The following is a 20199-nucleotide window of genomic DNA, read 5'->3' as shown; positions in this document are numbered from 1 at the left end:
ATTGAGGATCTTCAACATTTTTTAACAATCCATCCCATATTCCTGTCCGCATCCATCCCCTTTACCTCCATTACATGGTAAAATGGTTAGTACGTACAATTTGTGTTGTTCGCATAATAAAGGAGACCATAAGATTGAAAACACAACCCATCTTATCTCAAAGCATTATACAAATGGATCACAACAACGCTTATTCGGATGATCAAATCGTTAACATATTTCTGGCTTCGTTTCATCATTCGGCCTACACGATACGAAATTATCGGAACGCCATTAATAAATTCAGGGATTTCCTCGGAAATAAAACGCTTAAAGAAGCGACGTGGAAAGAACTTGAGATGTATAAACTCGGGTTAATTCAGGGGTATTTAAGTAAAGGGAATAAGCCGCAAGCTCCTGCAACGGTAGCAGCACTTATTGCACCTCTAAGATCGCTCTATAAATGGGGGAATGATCCGAACATTGGAATTTTCGCGAACAATCCGACGACAAGTCTTCGTATTCCGAAAATAACAATCACCAGTAAGAACCACTATCTCACTGAAACGGAATTGGTTCACCTTATCAATCAACTTAAGAAGCAGAGTTTAAGGAATTATTTGATTGGATTAACCCTTGTCTTACTAGGGTTGCGGGTATCTGAGCTCATATCGATTATGAAAGAGGATTTTCATACCGATCCGGGAGGAACTACCATGTGGTTGACCGTATTCGGCAAAGGCGGTAAAGAACGTGAAGTGAAAGTTCCGAAACGATTGTGGACGTTACTCTCGCAATACTTCATGATGCTGGAACAAAAATCCCCTGCTAAAGACTCGCGCATCTTCCCTATCTCTGTACGCTATATTGAGAAAATCATTCAAAATGCACGAATAGAATGCGGTCTAACCAAAGTGGTAACCCCCCACTGGCTCAGACATACGAATGCGACATTAGCCCTTCTACGCGGTGCGACCCTCCAGCAGGTACAAGAGTCCCTTGGGCATACGCATATCAATACAACACAAAGATATCTACATACTGTGCAGCAAATTCAGAAAGCAGCTCCCGATTACGTTGAAGAATGCTTAAAAGATATCTTATAGGTAAATAAGACTATTATTTCGTTCAAGTCACTTGAATTAATAGGAAAAGTTTACTATAATTAAATCGATATTTGTATAAAGATGTCGAACAACACAAATTGTACGTACTTCATTGGCACTATACAATTCTATGTCTAATAGGGTCGCAAAATTTTCGTCTCTTGATGTTAATCTATATCTAAAATATGGACACGAACGCATCTAATTATTCCGCGTCATGCTTTAAAGGAAAGTATAAGATACTGTTAAAATAACACAATTTATCCCGCCAAGAAAGACTTGGCGGGTTTGCTGTATCGTCACTGATTTGATTTTAACAGATCATGCAGCCGTTTACGTTCCTTGTCATTCACGAGGTAATAGTAAATGTTACTAATCCGTGTTCCCGTCCCCTGCACCTCGGTTGTATCAATGGTATTAAACGCAGGCAGATAGTTCTTGTACATATACTTCATCTCGTCGAATGAAATGTTTGTCTTCACATTTCGGCCAAGAGCCTTTAATATGCTCGGAATCCGATCGATACTACCCCACTGCATCGCGGTATGCATCAGCTTAAGTAATACCTGACGCTGACGATCATTCCGTCCCTTATCCCCGCGTGGATCATCATACCGCATCCTAGTATAGAGCAGCGCATGCTCCCCGTCCAGCTGCAGAGTTCCTTTATTGAAATGAACCCCTTCCTGATTAAATGCGAACGGATTCTCGACCTCCACACCGCCTACCAAATCGACGAGCTGCACGAAGCCCTCCATGTTAATTTTAACGACATAATCTATCGGCATATCGAGGAACTTCTCTACGGTCGCAAGCGCCATCTCAACGCCTCCAAAGGCATAAGCATGATTCATCTTATCCACTGAATGATGACCCACAATTTCGGTTCTTGTATCACGAGGGAGATTGAACATTAGCATTGATGGCTTATTCGGATTTACAGAAACCACAATAATGGTGTCGGACCGACCTCGGTCATGTTCACGTTCATCCACACCCATGACGAGTACGTTGAAGGGTTCGAGCTTCTCCACCGCTACAGGTTCTGTCTTTGGCTTCACGGTCGTATCTTGGCTCACATATACCGGCTTATTGGCTTTCACAGGGATGTACATTTGCTCCGCCGTCTCTTTGACCGAGCTGTAGACATAATAGGCAACGCCACCTGCGCCACACAGCAGCAGAAAGACGGTTATCGAGACAATCCATACCCAACGTTTCATTGTAATAAGACCCCTTCATCCATCAGCTCCAATTCGCCCCACCAGACCTTAAGCTGCTCCTCCACTTCATTGAAACCGCCTATTCCCACTTGGACTTCAGCCCACTTCATTTCGGTCACCGCACGAATGCAATGTGGTTTACCGGCCATAATTTGCAAGACATCACCCGCACGTACTTGTCGGCTTTCCCCGTTATGTATGAACTCGCCATCGCCATGCGTAACAACCCACACTTTGGATCGCATCGAGTGATTCGCATAAGCCAGCTGATAGCTCGGCTCCAGCACATACTTGCTCGACATCACGATATGTCCTGAGGGCTCCTGTCTACAATCCAAAATCCAATACCGTCCACCATCAAAATCATATTCAGCAGTTAAGCGATTCATGCTTTCCATCCTGCACCGTCCCAGTCCCATTCTTCGAATGCCTCTGAAATCCTTCAAGCAGACACTACCGATACAATCACTTGTGCCAAAACAACCATCATACCCGTGACCTTAAGCAGCATATATCCTTCTCGCAATACGGCGATTGCGATGAGCGTCATCATTCCCCATCCCGCTGCCGAACGCCCCGATTTGGAGTGGACTCTACCTTTCTTGCGCTGAACGATGCGGAATAATCCGTAACTGATGATACTAAGAATCAGAATCCCTAATAGAATTGGATCTACGACATCCTCTACTACTGATCCGGATTGCCAGACCTTGCTGTACAACCATTCGAAGTTCAACATGACTAGATCCTCCTCTACTCTCTCATCTATGAATTTTTGTATATTAAATTTATGATACAATATGTATCCTTGTCAATCACAAATCTACCAAAAAGATACATTTTGTTTTGTGTCATTTTTCCCCTTAAAAACCTTGCTATTGCTGCATTTCTCGACATCTGTCCGATCAACAAATTGAGACAGATAGTGCTGATCTTCGTCCATGAATCAATAAAAAAAGCCTCCTTACGGAGACCTAACAATTACTGCTCGTCACGATATAAACGAATCAATTCCACTTCTCTATCAGAGGTTAGTCCTGCCTTAAGCGGCTTCCCCTCCTGCAATCGTTGCCGATCCCAATTCCATAAATCTGCAATCGTGGCTTCCAGAGGTCTAAAGGTGAGTCCTGCTTCCAACGCGCATGTTATATCCACCGAACCTGCACCGCGCCATGGCTCTTTACCTTCTGCGAGCGGGAAGTTATGCGGTATCCATAACGGAAAATCTCGCCATGGCTGAACCCCATGATCGAGTAAAAATTGCTCCTTCGTCCATACCCATTCCGCATCGCTGTTCGTGACGCTTCGGCACGTGTTCAGGAATTGCTCCATCGTTAGCGGTCTAGCGGGACCTGTCGCGTTATAAATCCCGGTAATCTGTTGTTCTACACCATGCAGAATCCAACAAGCAAGATCACGGCCATCAATGAATTGAATCTGCTGCTCCGGAAATTCTGGCGCAAGCACAGCCTCACCTTCACCTACACGTCTTACCCAATAAGTCAATCGATCTGATTCATCATGAGGTCCAACAATCAAACCAGGACGAACATGCAAGACTTGATTCGGCATGATACGCTCCGCTTCCATCTCACACATTCGTTTCAAGTGACCATAGTGCTCTCCTGGTAAAGTAACCGAAGGATCACTTAGAAGCTCTTGTAACTTCTCCTCCGATAGCGTTGGCGTTGTATACGACTCATCAATGCCGACAGGAACCCAATCCTGATACACAGAAATACTGGAGATGAACGTATAGTGTTTGATATTGCCCTTGAGCATATCCAATAGCCCTGTAACATCACCCGGGAGATAGGCGCATGTATCCACAACCGCATCCCAAGATCGATTGCGCAGCAGTAATAGATCCTGTTGTCGATCTCCAATCAGCTGTTCTACAGGCTGTCCTTCAAAAATCCCATTATGTTGCCCTCGATTAAATACCGTTACCTGATAGCCTTTACGCAGCGCCTCTTCGACGACAAATCTGCCAAGAAATCGTGATCCACCGATGACAAGAATATTCATTTCCTGTCCCTCCCTTAATATGGTTATAGGTCATAGACTTCCATCATTCTGATTATACGAAGAAGACCTCATATCACACAAATAAAAAATGCCGACTCCTAATCATGATTAGGAAGTCAGCACTTGAGAAGTGTCGATGGTATATTTCTTTTCAATATAAGCGATAAAATACCCAGCAAGCTCCGGATCAAACTGACTGCCTGTACATCGTCTGATCTCATTCAACGCTTCCTCATACGATTTCGTTGCTTGATAAGGCCGCTCTGTCGTCATCGCATCAAAGGAATCGATGATACAGAGCATTCGAGCAAGTCTTGGTATTTCATTTTCTTTTAAGCCATGCGGGTAACCCTTGCCGTCGTAACGTTCGTGATGCAACTCAATAAGTGGAATAAGCTCTTTATACTTGCCTGTCGCAAGTACAATTTCTTTGCCCCATAGAACATGCTTCTTGACCATTTCCCATTCATCCGGAGTCAGCTTCGTCTTCTTATTCAGCACATCTCGTGGAATCTCGAGCTTACCAATATCATGAATCAACGCACCTAAAATCAGTGTTCGACGATCTTCTTCATTCAACTGCAAGACTTCCGCCATATCTACCGCATAGGAGTAGACACGTTTCGAGTGTTTGTAGGTGTAGATGTCTTTGGATAGGAAGATCTTGACCTGCTGTTCAAGTTCGTGGATGTCATATTCCAAACGCTGTGGAGGCGCATCCTGTTCTCCATAGATTGACACCATATTTTTTCCCTTTGATTTAGCCATATATAATGCACGATCCGCCGCATCGACCAATTGCGACTTATCGTAATGGACCTTATTAATTTCAAGTAAGCCTGCCGAAAAAGATATACAGCCATGTGGGAACACATCTACACCATCGTAAGGCGTATGGTTCACGAGCTTTCTTAAGCCATTAATAAATCCCTTTGCTTGATCCAACGTATAATCTGGCATAATTATCGCGAACTCTTCGCCGCCGTATCGCGCCGCTAAGAATTGATGGGGCTCGCACTCCTCCTTTACGAGATTGCCAAAAAAACTTAGTAACTTGTCTCCTTCAGGGTGCCCATAAGCATCATTGTATTTTTTGAAATCATCTAGGTCGAGCATGGCCAGTGAAAAGGTACGCTCTTGTGATCGATATTGCTTAATATATTCATCCAGCTTCTCTTCAAAATAACTATGATTATAGAGTCCGGTTCGCTGGTCAATGTTCGCTTTTTCAGTTACTTGATTGTAGATCAAATATAATTTTTTGAAGGAAAAGGATAACAAAAGAGTGATTGCTGAAATCAATAACAATCCAAAAAACCCGTTTTTCTCCAATAGCATCACTAAAACAAGTGACAACAACATGGTGCTAACATATGCAAATATCGCATCTTTTACAAAACCAACTACGATATCATGAAGCTTAACTTTGGACACAATAAAAAAATAACAACTCATGAAGATAACATTAATTAATGAATACATAGATAGTGACGCTATATATGCAAACAGATGATTCAATTCAAATATTCCTGTATGGCCTCCTGAAAAATGAAAGAAAGCTTCAGCACCAAGCAACATCATCGTATAAGCACTGAAATTCAATAAATGTTTCCAAAGTGTCGTAGTATTCTTATCAATAAATACAAGAACAATAGAACTAATAAATAAGACTGAAAGTGCATATCCTCCACCATATACAAAAAGAACTGCCATCAGTACAGCGGAATCCATAGATTCATAGTTCCCTTCAGGAGGAACTCGAAACATAAAACATTGAAGCAATAATACTGATGCAATAAATGCGTAAAACATCACCCAGTCTGATGGTGATTTAGAAAACAGAGTTTTATCAAAATTCCAGACAAAGAGTGCGAAACCTACTAGGGAAACCAACAACGCATAAATAAACCCAGGTTGTCTTAACTGTAGTTTAAAATTATGTAACAAAGATTCTCCCTACCTTCTCTCTCTTAGTCTCTTCAAACAAAAAGGAAGCAGGCAATCCTACCTCCTTTCCGTCTTAATATTAATCTCCTACTCTAAAGCCCGATGTTAATGCAATAACAACCGATGCTACAATCACAACATTTAGCAAAATGCCCGCAACGTTGATGCCTTTAATTTTTTTCATCGTATGTATCCCCTTTCACTTTAGTCTAGTATGATATTAATAGTCATTGTGTCTCGACTAAAGAAGTACGAATTTTCTCCTCCAACATAATCTTCTGAAGGTAGATAAACATCCCAAAATTCATAATAACATCTCCCACACTGATCGCCTGCGTTCTGGGGTAGGGTGATGATAAAGGTATAATATCACCAAGGAATGGTAAATTGGTTGAACTATCCATTAGAAAATGCTTCGTAACAACCGTACCACTTTGAAGCATCTGTAGATATATCGGTTCTAGTACTGAGGCCGCTTCTAAGGACACCGGCATACGCCCACCGTTCACTATCATAACGAGGAAGTTTAATACTACGCCAGCAGTAATAAATCCAAAACCTTTCTCATGTCGATTAAGCCACAATAGATAGAGTCCTGTAATATAAACGACAATATAGAAATATCCACTAATATCAGCAATAAACTGAATCCTCTCTTGTATGTAGAACATAGCAAATTGAAGAATCAGTAGGACTGGAAAGATTAGCCCGCCTTTTATTCGAACATTCGAGAGCGCGATGAGACCATTTCGAAAACCTGCTCGTATAAACCCAACAATTAACCCGATTAAAATCCCATCGTAAACCATCTCATAGATCCCCTTTATGTTACTAAAAATGACAATAATCTTACCATCATTTACCGACATTATAAGACTTCCAGCCTTTAACGTCAATATTTCCCTAATATACCGTACCTTGCTAGATACCAAAAAACTCCCCACAAGTTCATAAAAAAATGTGAGGAGTTCTTGCTAACACAAACCTTATTAAGTCAATCGAACTAAACTATAATTCTTCTTCCCTTTGCGGATAATGATGAATCGGCCATCGAAAGAGTTCTCTACGGTTACTTCCATCTCAAGATCCGTAACGCGTTCGCCATTCATGGAAATCGCGCCTTTGGTAATATCCTCACGCGCCTGGCGTTTGGAAGGCTCGATGCCCAGGTCGACCAGCCATTCTACGATATTCTTCGATTCTTTGGTCGCGTGGAAAGTCGGCATTTCTTTGAAGCCTTGCTCGATCTCGTCCGCGGTCAATGATTTGATATCTCCACTGAACAATGCTGCGGTGATTTTCTTCGCTTGCTCCAGCATTTCCTCACCGTGCACGAACTTCGTCATTTCTTCAGCCAACGTCTTCTGCGCTTCACGTTTATGCGGTTCTGTCTGGACCTTCTCCACTAATGCATCAATCGCTTCTTTATCCAGGAACGTAAAGAATTTCAGGTACTTAATGACATCGCGATCATCCGTGTTCGCCCAGAATTGGTAGAATTCGAATGGGGTTGTTTTGTTCGGATCAAGCCATACCGCGCCACCAGCCGTTTTGCCAAATTTCGTACCATCGGATTTCAGCATAAGTGGAATCGTTAAGCCATAAGCTTTTGCTTCCGATCCTTCTTTCTTACGAATCAAATCCAAGCCACTCGTGATATTCCCCCATTGATCAGAACCGCCAATTTGCAGTTGAACATCCTCTTCCTTGAACAAATGAAGGAAGTCGAGGGATTGAAGAATCTGATACGAGAACTCCGTAAAAGAAATTCCGCTCTCAAGACGGCTTGCTACAACATCCTTTGCGAGCATCGCATTGATACTGAAATTCTTCCCATAATCGCGCAAGAAGTCGATGACATTGATTTTATGTGTCCAATCATAGTTATTCACCATTCGAAGCTGGTTGCTGCCATCCGTATCGAACAGCTTCTTCATCTGTGCAGTTAACGCTTCAACGTTCGCTTGTACTTGCTCCATCGTCTGTAGAGAGCGCTCCGATTGGCGGCCACTTGGATCCCCAATCGTTCCTGTTGCTCCACCAATTAGAATGACAGGACGGTGTCCAGCGAGCTGGAAGCGTCTTAGCATCATGAAAGGAATTAAGTGTCCAATATGCATACTGTCGCCTGTCGGGTCAACGCCGCAGTACAAGGAGATTGATTTCTCATTCGTCAATTGACGCAATCCTTCTGCATCCGTCTGTTGGTTAATGGCGTCGCGCCATTCGAGTTCGTCGATAATGTTCATCGTCATGTTCTCCATCTCCTTTTTATCGTTAAAAATTCTCCGAATAAACAACAAAAAATCGTCCCCTGTCTATTCTAGACATCGGGACGATTGAATAACCGTGTTACCACCCAAATTGCATTTACAGCGCGTACGTCGCCATAAATACCACTCTCAGCGATATTATCGATCGCTACTCCGCTTAGGGACACCTAAGATACTCCAGAGTGTAATTCGCAGGATTTGTGTGTACTGGGTCTCATCAACCCCCAGCTTTCTGAGAACAGGGACAAGCTGCTACTTCGCTCTTTCAACGTATAAGACATATAAGATTACAGACATTATAGAGAATTCAGATTGCAATGTCAACAACACGCCCATTCTCCTCCATCCTAGCCGTAATGTCCTGTTCACACTGCATTCATATTGGCATGATAGGATCCATGTACGAAGAAACAACAACTCACAATAAGAGGTGAACCTACATGCTAGCAGCTGCAATTATTTTCATTAATTGTGCCCTTATATTCTACACCATCGGTGTCTGGGGCGAAAAACGTTCCGGTACACTTCAAACCAAACATCTGATTTATTTCCTACTCGGTCTCGTCTGCGATACCACAGGTACAACCCTCATGAGCACGCTCGCTTCGAATGGCGGGAATGTTGTTCATGCGCTAACCGGTGGTGCTGCCCTCATCCTGATGCTAATTCACGCGGTCTGGGCTGCACTCGTCAAATGGAGAGGATCCGCGAATGCTCAGCACACCTTCCATCGCTTTAGCTTGATCGTCTGGATCCTATGGTTGATTCCTTATTTCATCGGAGTTGGCATGAGCATGCTATAACGGCTAAACTGGCTCAGCCGAGACGCTTCCTTGGATTTGTATCATTATTTCGTGACACAAATGTGATTTTCATTAAAAAAAGGACCCTCGCGGGTCCTTTTTTTGTTGATACATCAAGGTTTTTGGCCTGATTATTACATCATGCCGCCCATACCGCCCATGCCGCCCATATCAGGCATAGCTGGTTTGTTCGGTTCTGGCTTGTCAGCGATCACCGCTTCTGTTGTCAAGAACATTGCTGCAACAGATGCTGCGTTTTGCAATGCGGAACGCGTTACTTTCGCTGGGTCAACGATACCTGACAAGGACTTACGGGTATATTCATCACTGTTATTAATAACAAATTTAGAGCAATGACCACTTCTTATAAATGTGCTTACCATTACAGTATAAAGTGGTGGTTGCTTGATGTAAAGATTGTTAATGTACACTATTATCGTTATTAAAAACAAACTCCATGTTTTATTGACCTTTAACTTTAACTGCGCCCTTTTTAATTGGATCGAACCCAATAGGGAATATTGTTTCATCGTTAAAGTACGCTCCATCAAGTATTGCATCAACTAAACCTTCACATTTCATATTTATTCCAAATAACCTTGCTTCCCTAAAATCTGCCCCTTTTACGATAGCATCTGAAAAATCTGCTCCTTCGAGATTACTATGGTTGAAAAGTACATAAGAACAATTTGCTTTAATCAGTTTTGCATCACGCAAGTTTGCATTTTTAAGTTCAGCCATTACCATTAATGTATTGCTCATATTACAATTACTTAAATCTGAGCCATCCATATGAGCGTTTCGCAAGCTAGCTTGAATGAAACTTGCGCCTTGTAAATTTGTATTGTAAAGCAAAGCCCTATGTAAGTTTAATCCATCTAGCTTAGCATTTAATAAATTGGGAGCATTTATAATTATTGGTTCGTTCGCAAGACTTTTTATTATAACCATAAACAATGCCCCTTTTATTAGATTGCTCATTAATTTAGTATTTCCTATCGAAAGGATAGTGTTTACATCTTGGACAAACTTCTTTGGCTTTTGATATGTCAATTCTAACCTCAAATTGTTTCGCAATAATTTTTAGAATATCTTCTATAACCCATTCTACCGCAACAGCATTTATATCGTAACATGCACCCTCGTCTATTTTTCTTTTCAACAGTAGACAGTCACAGTTAAGTTCATCGTTCACATTCTCACCCCAAAAAAAATCGTTCTTTCAAATCCAAAGAACTCTCACACACACTATACCATACACTGGGATTAACTGTAATTGTCATCCATAGTCAGCGTTTATTTGTTGTTTATACAGACTCCTGTTGCTCTCTGATTAATCTGTCGAGTGTTGGTCTTGATATGTTCAACTCTTTAGCCAAAGCTGACTTGCTCACTTCGCGCTTCATATAACGCTCATAGTGTGTTTCAAAACCTTTAACCTCTACTTCCTTGCGCCCCTTGTATTTGCCATCCTTCTTAGCTTCTGCAATGCCTTCACGTTGACGCTCCAACATGTTTGCTCGCTCAAACTCATTGATTGCACCGATCATCGTTAGCATTAGTTTACCCGTTGCCGTTGAAGTATCTAAGTTCTCTTTCAAAGAGACAAGTTTAACCTTCTTCGCTTCCAACTGTTCAACGATATTCAGTAAGTCCTTTGTACTTCGTGCAAGTCGAGAGAAGTCATGAACGTAAATTGTATCGCACTCCTTACAAAGCCTATTGCCTTTGTCTTTGCTGTTCTCGATACATGGCTCACATTCTTCACATTCAACCGTCCGTACATAATTCAGCATCTCTTGCAACTGTGGTCTATCCGTATCTTTAGCTGATACCTTCTCTGTATATGTCTTATTAATCTTATACGCTTTCATAGCTTCAACTTGCCTTGCTTCATTCTGTTCAGCAGTACTTACTCGTATATAAGAAATATTCATGTTGTTCAATCACTCCATATCGTTAGATTCTATATTGTTATTGTACTAAATCGTAAATATAGAGTCTATAATATTGAATATATTATGTAAATTAAATCAAAAATAAATCCTAAATTTACACAAAATCATTGCACTGGACTTGTAAAGATAGGTTACGCTCTAAACTTCAATCACTAAAGACTCGTATTCGTATGATATTAATTTTCGACCACAAGAAAAACCGCTCTGTTGAGCGGTTCATTGATCTATCGTTCACCGTTAGTTCAGCTAACTTAGCTACTCAAAAAGGACAAATGTATCTTCAAGTCCCATCATATCTTTCAAAGTTTTACCTAGTGCATAATGGTTTGGTGTATCTTTCTTAATAACACAAAGAATATTTCCAGCCTTGCCTTGCGTGAGATTGGTTAGTTGAAGATGCTCTTCATTATCATAGATAAAAGACACTAAGTATTCGTAATAGTCATCATCCTTATCAATAACATTCAAACCAACATTATATAGCCTAACTTTTGTCCCCGCCCAAATCTTTTCATTATCACTTATGTTCCGTATTGGAATCCAATCAAGTCTCTCCATATTACACCTCTTACGGTTGAACTATCGTTCCTCGAACGTTAAATATTCAGTGTACCAATCCGTCCGATTTTCTCTGATTGACCCTATAGCTTCGTTCAATGCCGTTCCTTCAAGTTGGGAAAGTAATTCAAAATCAATTTTCCCTGTCCGAATCCAAATCGAAGCAAGGGACTCACCACAACTACCTTTAACCATTTCGCTGAGAAACGACTCATCCGTAGCGACAGAGAATAAAGCTTGTACAACTTCGTTTCCCTCGAAATAACCCAAATCAATTGCGGCATCATCGCGTTCATCTTCCCTAGCCGTTGCATCCAAGAGGATATTTATGAGTTTTGTCTTTTGTTCCATTTTCACGCCTCCTTTGGGCGTATTTTCTTTTGCCGTAAGCTATCCTGCTTGTCGTTGACTAATGTTCTACGTTAGTTTAGTCAATAAGTGTAACAACTTACGGTTTTAACCCCGTCTGTAGTACATGGAAAAATTGCTCTAATATCTCATTGAAATCAGATTCATAAATAACGCCTGTAGAAGGGTCTGGAATACGGCTCTCATCAGGTTTTTTATGCTTTACATATTCCATCTTTATATATACCTTTTCAAGTTCATTCTTTTTGCTTTCTACCCATAGTTGAAACTTAGTCCGCATTCTTCCGATCTCCTCCTCTTACCACTCTATCCATGCCGATAGTTTAACAAGCAATCTCAACAATAAATTTTATGATAATGTTACCATAAAAGGAAGCGGGAAAACGCTTGTGTTTTACTACATTTAATCCAAGACACCTCTATCGAATGTACGATAGAAATGCACCCCGAGGTGGTTTACAGCCTGAGTTGATACTGAGACGAATTAGATTGCCCCAACACTTACATCCACAAACCCTACAAACAGATTTTACGACACGAGTACTATGTTCATATTATTCAAATCAATCCCTCTCTATTTCTTTAATAAATCATAACTAACCCCAGGTTAGGCGATCTTAAAAAAATCGTGAAATCGAAAATGCTCTCTCGTGGAGCATATTATTTGCCAAACTGTGTGTTTTTCAACACCTTCTGTATAACTATATATTAGAGATATTTTACTCCTGCCAAAAGGATAGAAATCTATTGGATATTAAAACTATAAGAAGTGAACCAAAAACTCTCCGTTTAGTCAGAGAGTTTTTTATTTTGCTTAATACATCACACTTTCGTGAAAGGAGGTGACAGTTAATGAATGATAATGATTTGCGGTCAGCCTTATTTAGTTTCCAGAAAAGATACGGAACATCAATCACATTTATTGCTAATAAGTGTTGTGTTTCCAGAGAGCATTTAAGCAGATGGCTTCACAATAATTCATATGTAATTTCAGAACGACTAAAAGCTAAAATAATCAAGCTAATTAAAGGGGAAATGCTTAATGACAACTGTTAATATTATCGATGCACCTTGTGGTTATGGGAAAACTTCTTGGGCAATTCAATTCATGAACTCAGTCCCATATGATGAGTACAAGTTTATTTATGTCACTCCGTTTCTTGAAGAGGTTTCTAGGGTCAAAGACTCAGTAACAAACTCTATCTTTTATGAGCCTCATGATGTTAATGGCGAAACTAAATTGGATGACCTCCACAGATTACTAGAGGAAGGCAAAAATATTTGTACTACACATAATCTGTTTATGAGAGTTAATGAAACAACAAGAAGTTTACTGCAACAAAATAAATATATACTCATACTGGATGAGGTTCTTAATGTCATACGTCAAGTGGAATTAAAGAAAAACGACCTTGGGCTACTACAGAAAGCAGGGGCGATTAGTTATGAGATGAAAGAAAACGGAGTCGAGTACATCAAGTGGCATGAACATGTAACTCACGACAGTAGATTTAATGATATAAAGAGAATGGCTCTGTCTAACTCCTTATTACATTATGAGAACTCAGCATTGATATGGTCATTTCCAGTGGAAGTGTTCGATTTATTTCAAGATGTTTATATACTGACGTATCTGTTTAAAGGACAACTCCAAAGATATTACTTTGATTTGTTCCAGATAAAATACAAATACTTGTCTGTTGCTTTCTTAGATGGAATCTACCAACTGGTTCCTTATAAAAATAGAGTCAGGTCAAATAAGCCCTTATTAGCAGAGAAAATTAATATCTATGAAGGTAACCTCAATGATATTGGAGAAAAGAGCAATGTAATGTCATACAGCTGGTTTGGAAACTCCAAAAACAAAAAGGATATTAAGACACTGCAAAACAATGCCTATAACTATCTTACAAATAAAAATAAAGCAAATAACAGCAATAGTATCTGGACGACATACAAGGGAAGTAAAGCAAAATATCAAAAGCTTATTGCACCAAGAGGATTTGCTAATTCCTTCGTAGCTGTTACATCAAGAGCAACGAATGAATACAGAGAGAAATACAATCTAGTATATTTAGCAAATAGATACATGAGGCCGATAGAGATTGGATTTTTCAGACAAATGGGTATTACGGTAGATGCAGATGCTTGGGCATTATCAGAACTAATCCAGTGGATTTGGAGAAGTCGCATTCGCGAAGGTCATCCCATAAATATTTTTATTCCAAGTAGTCGAATGCGTGGATTATTGAAGCGATATTTAGCCAGTGAATATTTTGAGGAAGCACCTGCTACTGCGATCATAAACGAACCCCCAAGTGACTGGCATCTTTAAGACTTAGGTAGATATACTTCCTAAGAACCCTTAATAAAGCCAATAAAACAAAGGCTTATTTTTCAAAGTCCTTATAAGAAGAAAAGTTAAATGGTAAAAAACAAGCACTCGATGCATGGATATGTATTCTGCGAAGCTATAACCCAAATGATTCGATGAGCGAAGCGTTCGAATCATGACAAGGACTAAAGCGAAGCGTAGTCCGCGTCAGCAAGAAATCTGTAATGCCAAAGAAAGTACTAACGAAATTATAGCTACTTTACACAATTTTCTTTTCGTGCTAAGTTCATATCAGTTATTTGTTTTAGCTTTTACATATATAAGGAGTGCGATAAACATGTGCAATAATCCTATCAAAGAAATACGACGTTATCATATATTTACCTTAACAGAGTGGCTACCAAGCCACTCTGTTTTTTTGTTCGAAAAATGTGCCAGTACTTTCTTTGACATTAATAACTTGAAGGGAGAGGAATGCCTATAGTCCATCAACAAAAGTCGAATATCAAACTACTGGATTGAATAGCAAATTTTATGAATGGAGGATTACCATGAACGTTTGTAAGTATCTAACTGCGGATTTTCATCAACATACTTTAGAAAGCAAACTTTATCGGATTGACTTATATGTTGCAAGAGATAAAGTTCTACTTGGAGATACACCAATTTTCTTTGTGAAAATAGCGTTTACCAAAACAAAATGGGTTGAAGTAGCAAAAATCAGTTTTGTATTGGAGAATCAGAAAATGTTGCAACAAAAACTACTCAAACAATGGATGCCATCAATAAGATGGTATTATCTCAACGGAGAAAACAAAGGTAGAAAATACAAAAGCGAAAATGAAAGCTTGGTTCTGGAAGTTTTAGACAAATATTTATTAGAGCATCCAGATGTTGATTACAGGTATCAGTCAGCTAAAGAAGTTCAAAATAATGTAGTTTCGAAGCTTTATGAGAAGGAACCATCACAAATATATTTGATTTGGGATGAGTCACATAAAGTGGTGAAGATAGGTCAGTCTGGACGTCCGAGAATTAGGTATAACCAGATCAATTCGGACACAGCATCTCAGATCAAAATGCTTGCCACAATCCAAAGCGATTATGCGAAAGTGCTTGATATTATGCTAAAAAATCACTTCAAATCCAAAAAGTATAAGAATGAATGGTTTAAGCTTAATCCTTCGGATATTGAAATGATTGTAAGCAGGAGATTACCACCACCAATCTGCAACCTAATGGGGGAAGTGCAAACCATATTCAGTTTCAATTGAATCTGAGTTTTATTTATTCGTAAAGGAGCGGGAACATGAAAGAAAATAAGAAAAATAGATACTACGATGAGTCCCTTCAAGGCAAGACCCTTGATGATTTATGGATAATGGCATATGGAGAGAAGGACTTAGAAGAACGAAAAGCAAAATACGAAGCACGAAAGCTAAAGCCTGATTATGGAGAAGACGAACTCAATATATGTGAGTGCCCCATGTGCGGTTCTGATGATGTACCGAATGTGGATATTGACGTTGACCTAAAGTCGAAAGACGACAGAATCAAGAGCATCAAAGTGCGCGGCGGTAAGTGTTCTGGATGCGGCGAGACTTTTTACGATTCTGAGGTTACAGACCTAATCCTAAAGATAAGTAAGCTGATTGACGATAAATAAATCCTTCAAGTCCTTCAAGAAAACAAACCAGAAATGGCAGTTATCCACTTCTGGTTTGTTTCAATTCCGATTATCCAATCAGCTTTTTCTTCTGTGATTCAAATTCATCTTCGCTGATTATCCCCCACTCGCTCTCAGACGCTTAATTCCGGCTCATATGGTTCCTCTGCATTTACCTAAGGGCATTAGGAGCATCTTTTAAATCTAAATATCCAAGTGATTCAACGGGTTGTATTTATCATTTTGCTCCCTAAGTTCATTGCCCCACATTGCAACATAACGCATGGTTACAGTAATATTTTGATGGCGCATTAGCTTTTGAATTGCAAAAGCACTCATTCCTGACATAGCAAGTCTATGACAAAACGTGTGTCTAAACGTATGTGGTGATACTCTCACATTTGGGAAATTCATTTTTTGTCCTAGATACTTAAAAACCAACATTAAAGAATTTTCTGTTAATTGTGTATAATCACGCTTTGTAAATACATACTCATTTACACTACACCACTTTTGTTTACAAAAGGCTTGATATGCTCTTAATTCTTTTGTAAGCTTCAATGTTATTGGAATAGATTCTTTTCTTCTCGTCTTTCCAAACACTGATAAAGATTGATTTTCAAAGTCTACATCAGACCATTTCAACCCAATAATTTCACCACGTCTAATGCCAGTACCTAGTATCGCAACTATAATCATGTAATCTCGATAGGCAACGTAACTGTTTTCTCTTCGCTTACTACGTCTATAAAAATTAAGCATCTGATTGATTTGTTCATCAGAGAATACATCAATCTTAACATCTGTCTTTTGGAATTTTACTTTGTGGGCTGGATTATTTTTAATGACTTCACATTCTACCATGTAATTGAGGAATGCTCTTATTCTCAACAGCTTAGTATTGATTGTGCCAGCTTGGTTGCCTTTGTCCTGACAAAACATCAAATAATCCCTCACATGACTTTGTGCAATGTCCTCAACATTCACTATCTCATTATCTTTGCAATAGATAACAAATTCACCTAGCAAAGTTTGATAATTTCTGATGTTCTTCTGTGTAGTATTCTTAAACTTACGGTCATCAAGAAAATCCTTAAATGCAAACTTTAACAACACAAAAAACCACTCCCTAATAGAATTATTAAGAAGTGGTCATTGCTTGATTTATTATTTATAACTGTGACTGCTTCTTAAATCATGGTTAAAATAACCTCATTTTAAGGAGCAATTTGGTCTGACGTTTTAGAACAGAAAGGCTGGGAATCCTTGTCAGTCCTTACATCATGCCGCCCATACCGCCCATGCCACCCATATCAGGCATAGCTGGTTTGTTCGGTTCTGGCTTGTCAGCGATAACCGCTTCTGTAGTCAAGAACATCGCTGCAACAGATGCTGCGTTTTGCAATGCGGAACGCGTTACTTTCGCTGGGTCAACGATACCTGTTTCGATCATGTTCACCCATTCGCCAGTTGCTGCGTTATAGCCGATGCCTACCGCCTCTTTTTTCAGACGCTCAACGATAACAGATCCTTCTTGACCTGCGTTCGCTGCGATTGTACGAACTGGCTCTTCAAGAGCGCGCAAGATGATGTTCACACCTGTCTGCTCGTCGCCTTTCGCTTGAACTGCTGCTACAGCATTGTAGATGCTTACAAGTGCTGTACCACCACCTGCAACGATGCCTTCTTCAACCGCTGCACGTGTTGCGTTCAATGCATCTTCAATACGCAATTTGCGCTCTTTCAATTCTGTTTCAGTAGCTGCACCAACTTTGATTACCGCTACACCGCCAGCCAATTTAGCCAGACGCTCTTGCAATTTCTCTTTATCGAATTCGGAAGTTGTTTCTTCCAATTGCGCACGGATTTGGTTCACGCGTGCTTCGATATCTTCTTTTGCACCGTTGCCATCAACGATGATTGTATTATCTTTCGTTACGCGGATTTGACGCGCAGTACCCAATTGCCCAACTGTAGTCGATTTCAGATCAAGACCCAATTCTTCTGTGATCACTTGACCACCAGTCAATGCAGCGATGTCAGCAAGCATTGCTTTGCGGCGATCGCCGAAGCCTGGAGCTTTGACGGATACGCAAGTGAATGTACCGCGAAGTTTGTTCATGATCAGTGTCGCTTGTGCTTCACCTTCAACATCTTCAGCGATGATTAGAAGCTGCTTACCTGCTTGAACCACTTTCTCAAGCACTGGCAAGATTTCTTGGATGTTCGAGATCTTCTTATCTGTGATCAAGATATAAGGGTTGTCTAGGACAGCTTCCATCTTGTCTGTATCAGTAATCATGTACGGGGAAGTGTATCCACGGTCGAATTGCATACCTTCAACCACTTCAAGTTCTGTTAAGAAACCTTTGGATTCTTCAACCGTGATCACGCCGTCTTTGCCGACTTTCTCCATTGCTTCTGCGATCAATTCACCAACTTCATCGTCAGCAGCCGAGATTGCAGCAACTTGTGCGATCGATTGTTTACCTTCGATTGGTTTTGCAATTTTTTGCAATTCTTCAACCGCTGCACGAACCGCTTTATCGATCCCTTTACGGATGACCATTGGGTTGGCACCTGCAGTTACGTTCTTCAAACCTTCGCGAATCATCGCTTGAGCAAGAACGGTAGCTGTTGTTGTACCGTCACCGGCAACATCATTTGTTTTTGTAGCTACTTCTTTAACAAGTTGTGCACCCATGTTCTCGAATGCATCTTCAAGTTCGATTTCTTTCGCAATCGTAACACCGTCATTCGTGATGAGCGGGCTTCCGAATTTTTTCTCAAGAACAACGTTACGACCTTTAGGTCCAAGCGTCACTTTTACTGCGTTTGCTAATGTATCTACACCACGAAGCATCGCACGGCGTGCGTCTTCACTGAATTTAATTTCCTTTGCCATCGTGAAAAACCTCCCTAAATAATTGTTATTATGGATTCACTGATTGGATCAATTAGCCGATAATCGCGTGGATATCGCTTTCTTTCATAATCAAGTATTCTTTACCTTCGAATTTCACTTCAGTGCCAGCGTATTTCGAGAAGATTACGCGGTCGCCTTCTTTCACTTCAAGCGGAATACGAACGCCATCTTTCACCGCGCCGATTCCTACCGCAATAACTTTACCCTCTTGTGGTTTGTCTTTCGCGGAGTCTGGCAATACGATACCGAATGCTGTTGTCTCTTCTTTCTCTACTGCTTCAACTAATACGCGTTCACCTAAAGGTCTGATCATGAAAAATAGCCTCCTTTAAATATGTTTTTTAAGCATTAACCATTATGTGTAATGTATTAGCACTCGTTCACCATTAGTGCTAATAACAATTTTTATGATACCTATTTTGGAAGAACATTTCAAGTCCTTTTCTCTAAATTTACATGAACTTTTCAAACATTCTTCCGCTTCGGCACACCTACCCATTCTATCCAATTTCAACCAAATTATGCCAAACGATACTCGCAAGAAAAATAAATACACGTACCAAGACACGTGCCCAAGCCGATAGTCATCCGCCCCCATACGTTAAGGATAAGATTGCTAAAATAACGATAAGGAGTGAACTTCATGGCATTTATACCTCCACGACGCCCACCAGGCGGACGCTCTTTCTTTCCCTTCGGAGGACCGCCTGGACTGCCGCCGGTTACACCTGGACCCTCCGGAGCCCAAGCTCCAACCTCACCGCCACCACAATTCACACCGGCTATGCCCCAAGCGCAAGCAGGTGTCTTCGCCGTAGATCCAGGAGCCATTAGCCGTTGTCTGTTCCGAAATACGTATGTATGGCTGAACAACGGCCAGCAATTCTGGTTCTTCCCTGTATTCGTCGGACGCGACTCCGTAGCCGGGTTCCGCTGGAATGGCTTCTTCTGGATGTATTTCGGCATAGACTTGAGACAGATCGCATCTTTTACATGCTTCTAAAATATGAAAACTTACGATCCTAGTC

Annotated in this window: 21 protein-coding genes, 1 pseudogene and 1 other annotated feature; of the genes and pseudogenes, 6 read left to right on the top strand and 16 right to left on the bottom strand. The window is 40.5% G+C overall.

What is annotated here, in order from left to right; translation table 11 throughout:
* Positions 1–134 precede the first annotated feature (134 nt).
* Positions 135–1085, top strand: coding sequence for a tyrosine-type recombinase/integrase (locus tag AC3WU2_RS21200; protein ID WP_492457035.1), 951 nt, complete (start codon positions 135–137; stop codon positions 1083–1085).
* A gap of 299 nt (positions 1086–1384) precedes the next feature.
* Here the strand turns inward: AC3WU2_RS21200 and AC3WU2_RS21195 are convergent, their stop codons facing one another.
* The 7 genes from AC3WU2_RS21195 to tyrS form a co-directional block, all read right to left on the bottom strand.
* A complete protein-coding gene (locus tag AC3WU2_RS21195; protein WP_018757613.1) occupies positions 1385–2308 on the bottom strand; it encodes an LCP family glycopolymer transferase in 924 nt (307 codons plus the stop codon).
* A complete protein-coding gene (locus tag AC3WU2_RS21190; RefSeq protein WP_492457034.1) occupies positions 2305–2697 on the bottom strand; it encodes a cupin domain-containing protein in 393 nt (130 codons plus the stop codon). Before AC3WU2_RS21190 ends, AC3WU2_RS21195 begins: the two co-directional genes overlap by 4 nt.
* Positions 2698–2750: 53 nt before the next feature.
* The gene (locus tag AC3WU2_RS21185) at positions 2751–3047 is read right to left on the bottom strand and encodes a hypothetical protein (protein WP_492457033.1); all 297 of its coding nucleotides are present in this window, start codon (positions 3045–3047) and stop codon (positions 2751–2753) included.
* A gap of 242 nt (positions 3048–3289) precedes the next feature.
* Positions 3290–4336, bottom strand: a complete 1047-nt coding sequence (locus tag AC3WU2_RS21180; RefSeq protein WP_492457032.1) for an NAD-dependent epimerase/dehydratase family protein — start codon at positions 4334–4336, stop codon at positions 3290–3292.
* A 108-nt stretch (positions 4337–4444) separates the two neighbouring features.
* Positions 4445–6283: a bifunctional diguanylate cyclase/phosphohydrolase gene (locus AC3WU2_RS21175; protein WP_492457031.1), complete on the bottom strand. Its 1839-nt coding sequence runs from the start codon at positions 6281–6283 to the stop codon at positions 4445–4447.
* 227 nt (positions 6284–6510) lie between these two features.
* On the bottom strand, positions 6511–7092 hold the full coding sequence (locus AC3WU2_RS21170; RefSeq protein WP_492457103.1) for a DUF5317 domain-containing protein: 582 nt from the start codon (positions 7090–7092) through the stop codon (positions 6511–6513).
* 180 nt (positions 7093–7272) lie between these two features.
* The gene (gene tyrS / locus AC3WU2_RS21165; protein WP_026263974.1) at positions 7273–8532 is read right to left on the bottom strand and encodes a tyrosine--tRNA ligase; all 1260 of its coding nucleotides are present in this window, start codon (positions 8530–8532) and stop codon (positions 7273–7275) included.
* Positions 8533–8611: 79 nt separating this feature from the next.
* Positions 8612–8834 (bottom strand) — a binding site (T-box leader).
* A gap of 162 nt (positions 8835–8996) precedes the next feature.
* Here tyrS and AC3WU2_RS21160 point away from each other — a divergent pair.
* The gene (locus AC3WU2_RS21160) at positions 8997–9359 is read left to right on the top strand and encodes an HsmA family protein (protein WP_492457030.1); all 363 of its coding nucleotides are present in this window, start codon (positions 8997–8999) and stop codon (positions 9357–9359) included.
* Between the two features lie 134 nt (positions 9360–9493).
* On the opposite strand, the pseudogene groEL reads toward AC3WU2_RS21160, so the two are convergent.
* The 6 genes and pseudogenes from groEL to AC3WU2_RS21130 all read right to left on the bottom strand — a co-directional run.
* Positions 9494–9661: pseudogene (gene groEL, locus AC3WU2_RS21155) on the bottom strand (chaperonin GroEL); the annotation flags it as partial.
* Positions 9662–9821: 160 nt separating this feature from the next.
* Positions 9822–10412 carry a pentapeptide repeat-containing protein gene (locus AC3WU2_RS21150; protein WP_492457029.1) on the bottom strand — a complete coding sequence of 197 codons (591 nt, stop codon included), beginning with the start codon at positions 10410–10412 and terminating at the stop codon, positions 9822–9824.
* Positions 10413–10666: 254 nt separating this feature from the next.
* On the bottom strand, positions 10667–11296 hold the full coding sequence (locus AC3WU2_RS21145; protein WP_492457028.1) for a recombinase family protein: 630 nt from the start codon (positions 11294–11296) through the stop codon (positions 10667–10669).
* A 276-nt stretch (positions 11297–11572) separates the two neighbouring features.
* Positions 11573–11875, bottom strand: a complete 303-nt coding sequence (locus tag AC3WU2_RS21140) for a hypothetical protein (protein WP_492457027.1) — start codon at positions 11873–11875, stop codon at positions 11573–11575.
* 21 nt (positions 11876–11896) lie between these two features.
* Complete coding sequence (locus AC3WU2_RS21135; protein WP_492457026.1) at positions 11897–12226, bottom strand: hypothetical protein; 330 nt, start codon at positions 12224–12226, stop codon at positions 11897–11899.
* A gap of 97 nt (positions 12227–12323) precedes the next feature.
* The gene (locus AC3WU2_RS21130; RefSeq protein WP_492457025.1) at positions 12324–12524 is read right to left on the bottom strand and encodes a hypothetical protein; all 201 of its coding nucleotides are present in this window, start codon (positions 12522–12524) and stop codon (positions 12324–12326) included.
* A gap of 762 nt (positions 12525–13286) precedes the next feature.
* On the opposite strand from AC3WU2_RS21130, the gene AC3WU2_RS21125 reads away from it, so the two are divergent.
* From AC3WU2_RS21125 to AC3WU2_RS21115, 3 genes are all read left to right on the top strand, one after another.
* Positions 13287–14579, top strand: a complete 1293-nt coding sequence (locus tag AC3WU2_RS21125; protein WP_492457024.1) for a YonV family putative phage-derived protein — start codon at positions 13287–13289, stop codon at positions 14577–14579.
* 551 nt (positions 14580–15130) lie between these two features.
* Positions 15131–15853: a GIY-YIG nuclease family protein gene (locus tag AC3WU2_RS21120; protein WP_492457023.1), complete on the top strand. Its 723-nt coding sequence runs from the start codon at positions 15131–15133 to the stop codon at positions 15851–15853.
* 35 nt (positions 15854–15888) lie between these two features.
* Entirely contained in the window at positions 15889–16245 is a 357-nt protein-coding gene (locus tag AC3WU2_RS21115) for a YgiT-type zinc finger protein (RefSeq protein ID WP_492457022.1), read from the top strand.
* A gap of 204 nt (positions 16246–16449) precedes the next feature.
* Here the strand turns inward: AC3WU2_RS21115 and AC3WU2_RS21110 are convergent, their stop codons facing one another.
* The 3 genes from AC3WU2_RS21110 to groES all read right to left on the bottom strand — a co-directional run bounded on the left by AC3WU2_RS21110 (position 16450) and on the right by groES (position 19484).
* Positions 16450–17361, bottom strand: a complete 912-nt coding sequence (locus tag AC3WU2_RS21110) for a tyrosine-type recombinase/integrase (RefSeq protein ID WP_492457021.1) — start codon at positions 17359–17361, stop codon at positions 16450–16452.
* A 160-nt stretch (positions 17362–17521) separates the two neighbouring features.
* Positions 17522–19150 (bottom strand): chaperonin GroEL, encoded by a 1629-nt coding sequence (groL, locus tag AC3WU2_RS21105; protein WP_379351435.1) that lies wholly within the window; start codon positions 19148–19150, stop codon positions 17522–17524.
* A gap of 52 nt (positions 19151–19202) precedes the next feature.
* Positions 19203–19484 carry a co-chaperone GroES gene (groES, locus tag AC3WU2_RS21100; RefSeq protein ID WP_018757602.1) on the bottom strand — a complete coding sequence of 94 codons (282 nt, stop codon included), beginning with the start codon at positions 19482–19484 and terminating at the stop codon, positions 19203–19205.
* Between the two features lie 330 nt (positions 19485–19814).
* On the opposite strand from groES, the gene AC3WU2_RS21095 reads away from it, so the two are divergent.
* On the top strand, positions 19815–20174 hold the full coding sequence (locus AC3WU2_RS21095) for a transporter (RefSeq protein WP_492457020.1): 360 nt from the start codon (positions 19815–19817) through the stop codon (positions 20172–20174).
* The last annotated feature ends 25 nt before the right edge of the window (positions 20175–20199 follow it).

The organism is Paenibacillus sp. EB106-05-06-XG162 (assembly GCF_058791655.1).
Note: the sequence above shows the minus strand (reverse complement) of the source record. Positions and strands in the feature narration are given on the sequence as shown.

What these genes read in the sequence shown, in the direction of transcription:
- AC3WU2_RS21135 (WP_492457026.1), bottom strand. Translation starts at nt 12,226, where the DNA reads ATGGAACAAAAGACAAAACTCATAAATATCCTCTTGGATGCAACGGCT.
- AC3WU2_RS21195 (WP_018757613.1), bottom strand. Translation starts at nt 2,308, where the DNA reads ATGAAACGTTGGGTATGGATTGTCTCGATAACCGTCTTTCTGCTGCTG.
- AC3WU2_RS21130 (WP_492457025.1), bottom strand. Translation starts at nt 12,524, where the DNA reads ATGCGGACTAAGTTTCAACTATGGGTAGAAAGCAAAAAGAATGAACTT.
- AC3WU2_RS21190 (WP_492457034.1), bottom strand. Translation starts at nt 2,697, where the DNA reads ATGAATCGCTTAACTGCTGAATATGATTTTGATGGTGGACGGTATTGG.
- AC3WU2_RS21125 (WP_492457024.1), top strand. Translation starts at nt 13,287, where the DNA reads ATGACAACTGTTAATATTATCGATGCACCTTGTGGTTATGGGAAAACT.
- AC3WU2_RS21185 (WP_492457033.1), bottom strand. Translation starts at nt 3,047, where the DNA reads ATGTTGAACTTCGAATGGTTGTACAGCAAGGTCTGGCAATCCGGATCA.
- AC3WU2_RS21115 (WP_492457022.1), top strand. Translation starts at nt 15,889, where the DNA reads ATGAAAGAAAATAAGAAAAATAGATACTACGATGAGTCCCTTCAAGGC.
- AC3WU2_RS21160 (WP_492457030.1), top strand. Translation starts at nt 8,997, where the DNA reads ATGCTAGCAGCTGCAATTATTTTCATTAATTGTGCCCTTATATTCTAC.
- tyrS (WP_026263974.1), bottom strand. Translation starts at nt 8,532, where the DNA reads ATGAACATTATCGACGAACTCGAATGGCGCGACGCCATTAACCAACAG.
- groL (WP_379351435.1), bottom strand. Translation starts at nt 19,150, where the DNA reads ATGGCAAAGGAAATTAAATTCAGTGAAGACGCACGCCGTGCGATGCTT.
- AC3WU2_RS21140 (WP_492457027.1), bottom strand. Translation starts at nt 11,875, where the DNA reads ATGGAGAGACTTGATTGGATTCCAATACGGAACATAAGTGATAATGAA.
- AC3WU2_RS21180 (WP_492457032.1), bottom strand. Translation starts at nt 4,336, where the DNA reads ATGAATATTCTTGTCATCGGTGGATCACGATTTCTTGGCAGATTTGTC.
- AC3WU2_RS21145 (WP_492457028.1), bottom strand. Translation starts at nt 11,296, where the DNA reads ATGAATATTTCTTATATACGAGTAAGTACTGCTGAACAGAATGAAGCA.
- AC3WU2_RS21095 (WP_492457020.1), top strand. Translation starts at nt 19,815, where the DNA reads ATGGCATTTATACCTCCACGACGCCCACCAGGCGGACGCTCTTTCTTT.
- groES (WP_018757602.1), bottom strand. Translation starts at nt 19,484, where the DNA reads ATGATCAGACCTTTAGGTGAACGCGTATTAGTTGAAGCAGTAGAGAAA.
- AC3WU2_RS21170 (WP_492457103.1), bottom strand. Translation starts at nt 7,092, where the DNA reads ATGGTTTACGATGGGATTTTAATCGGGTTAATTGTTGGGTTTATACGA.
- AC3WU2_RS21120 (WP_492457023.1), top strand. Translation starts at nt 15,131, where the DNA reads ATGAACGTTTGTAAGTATCTAACTGCGGATTTTCATCAACATACTTTA.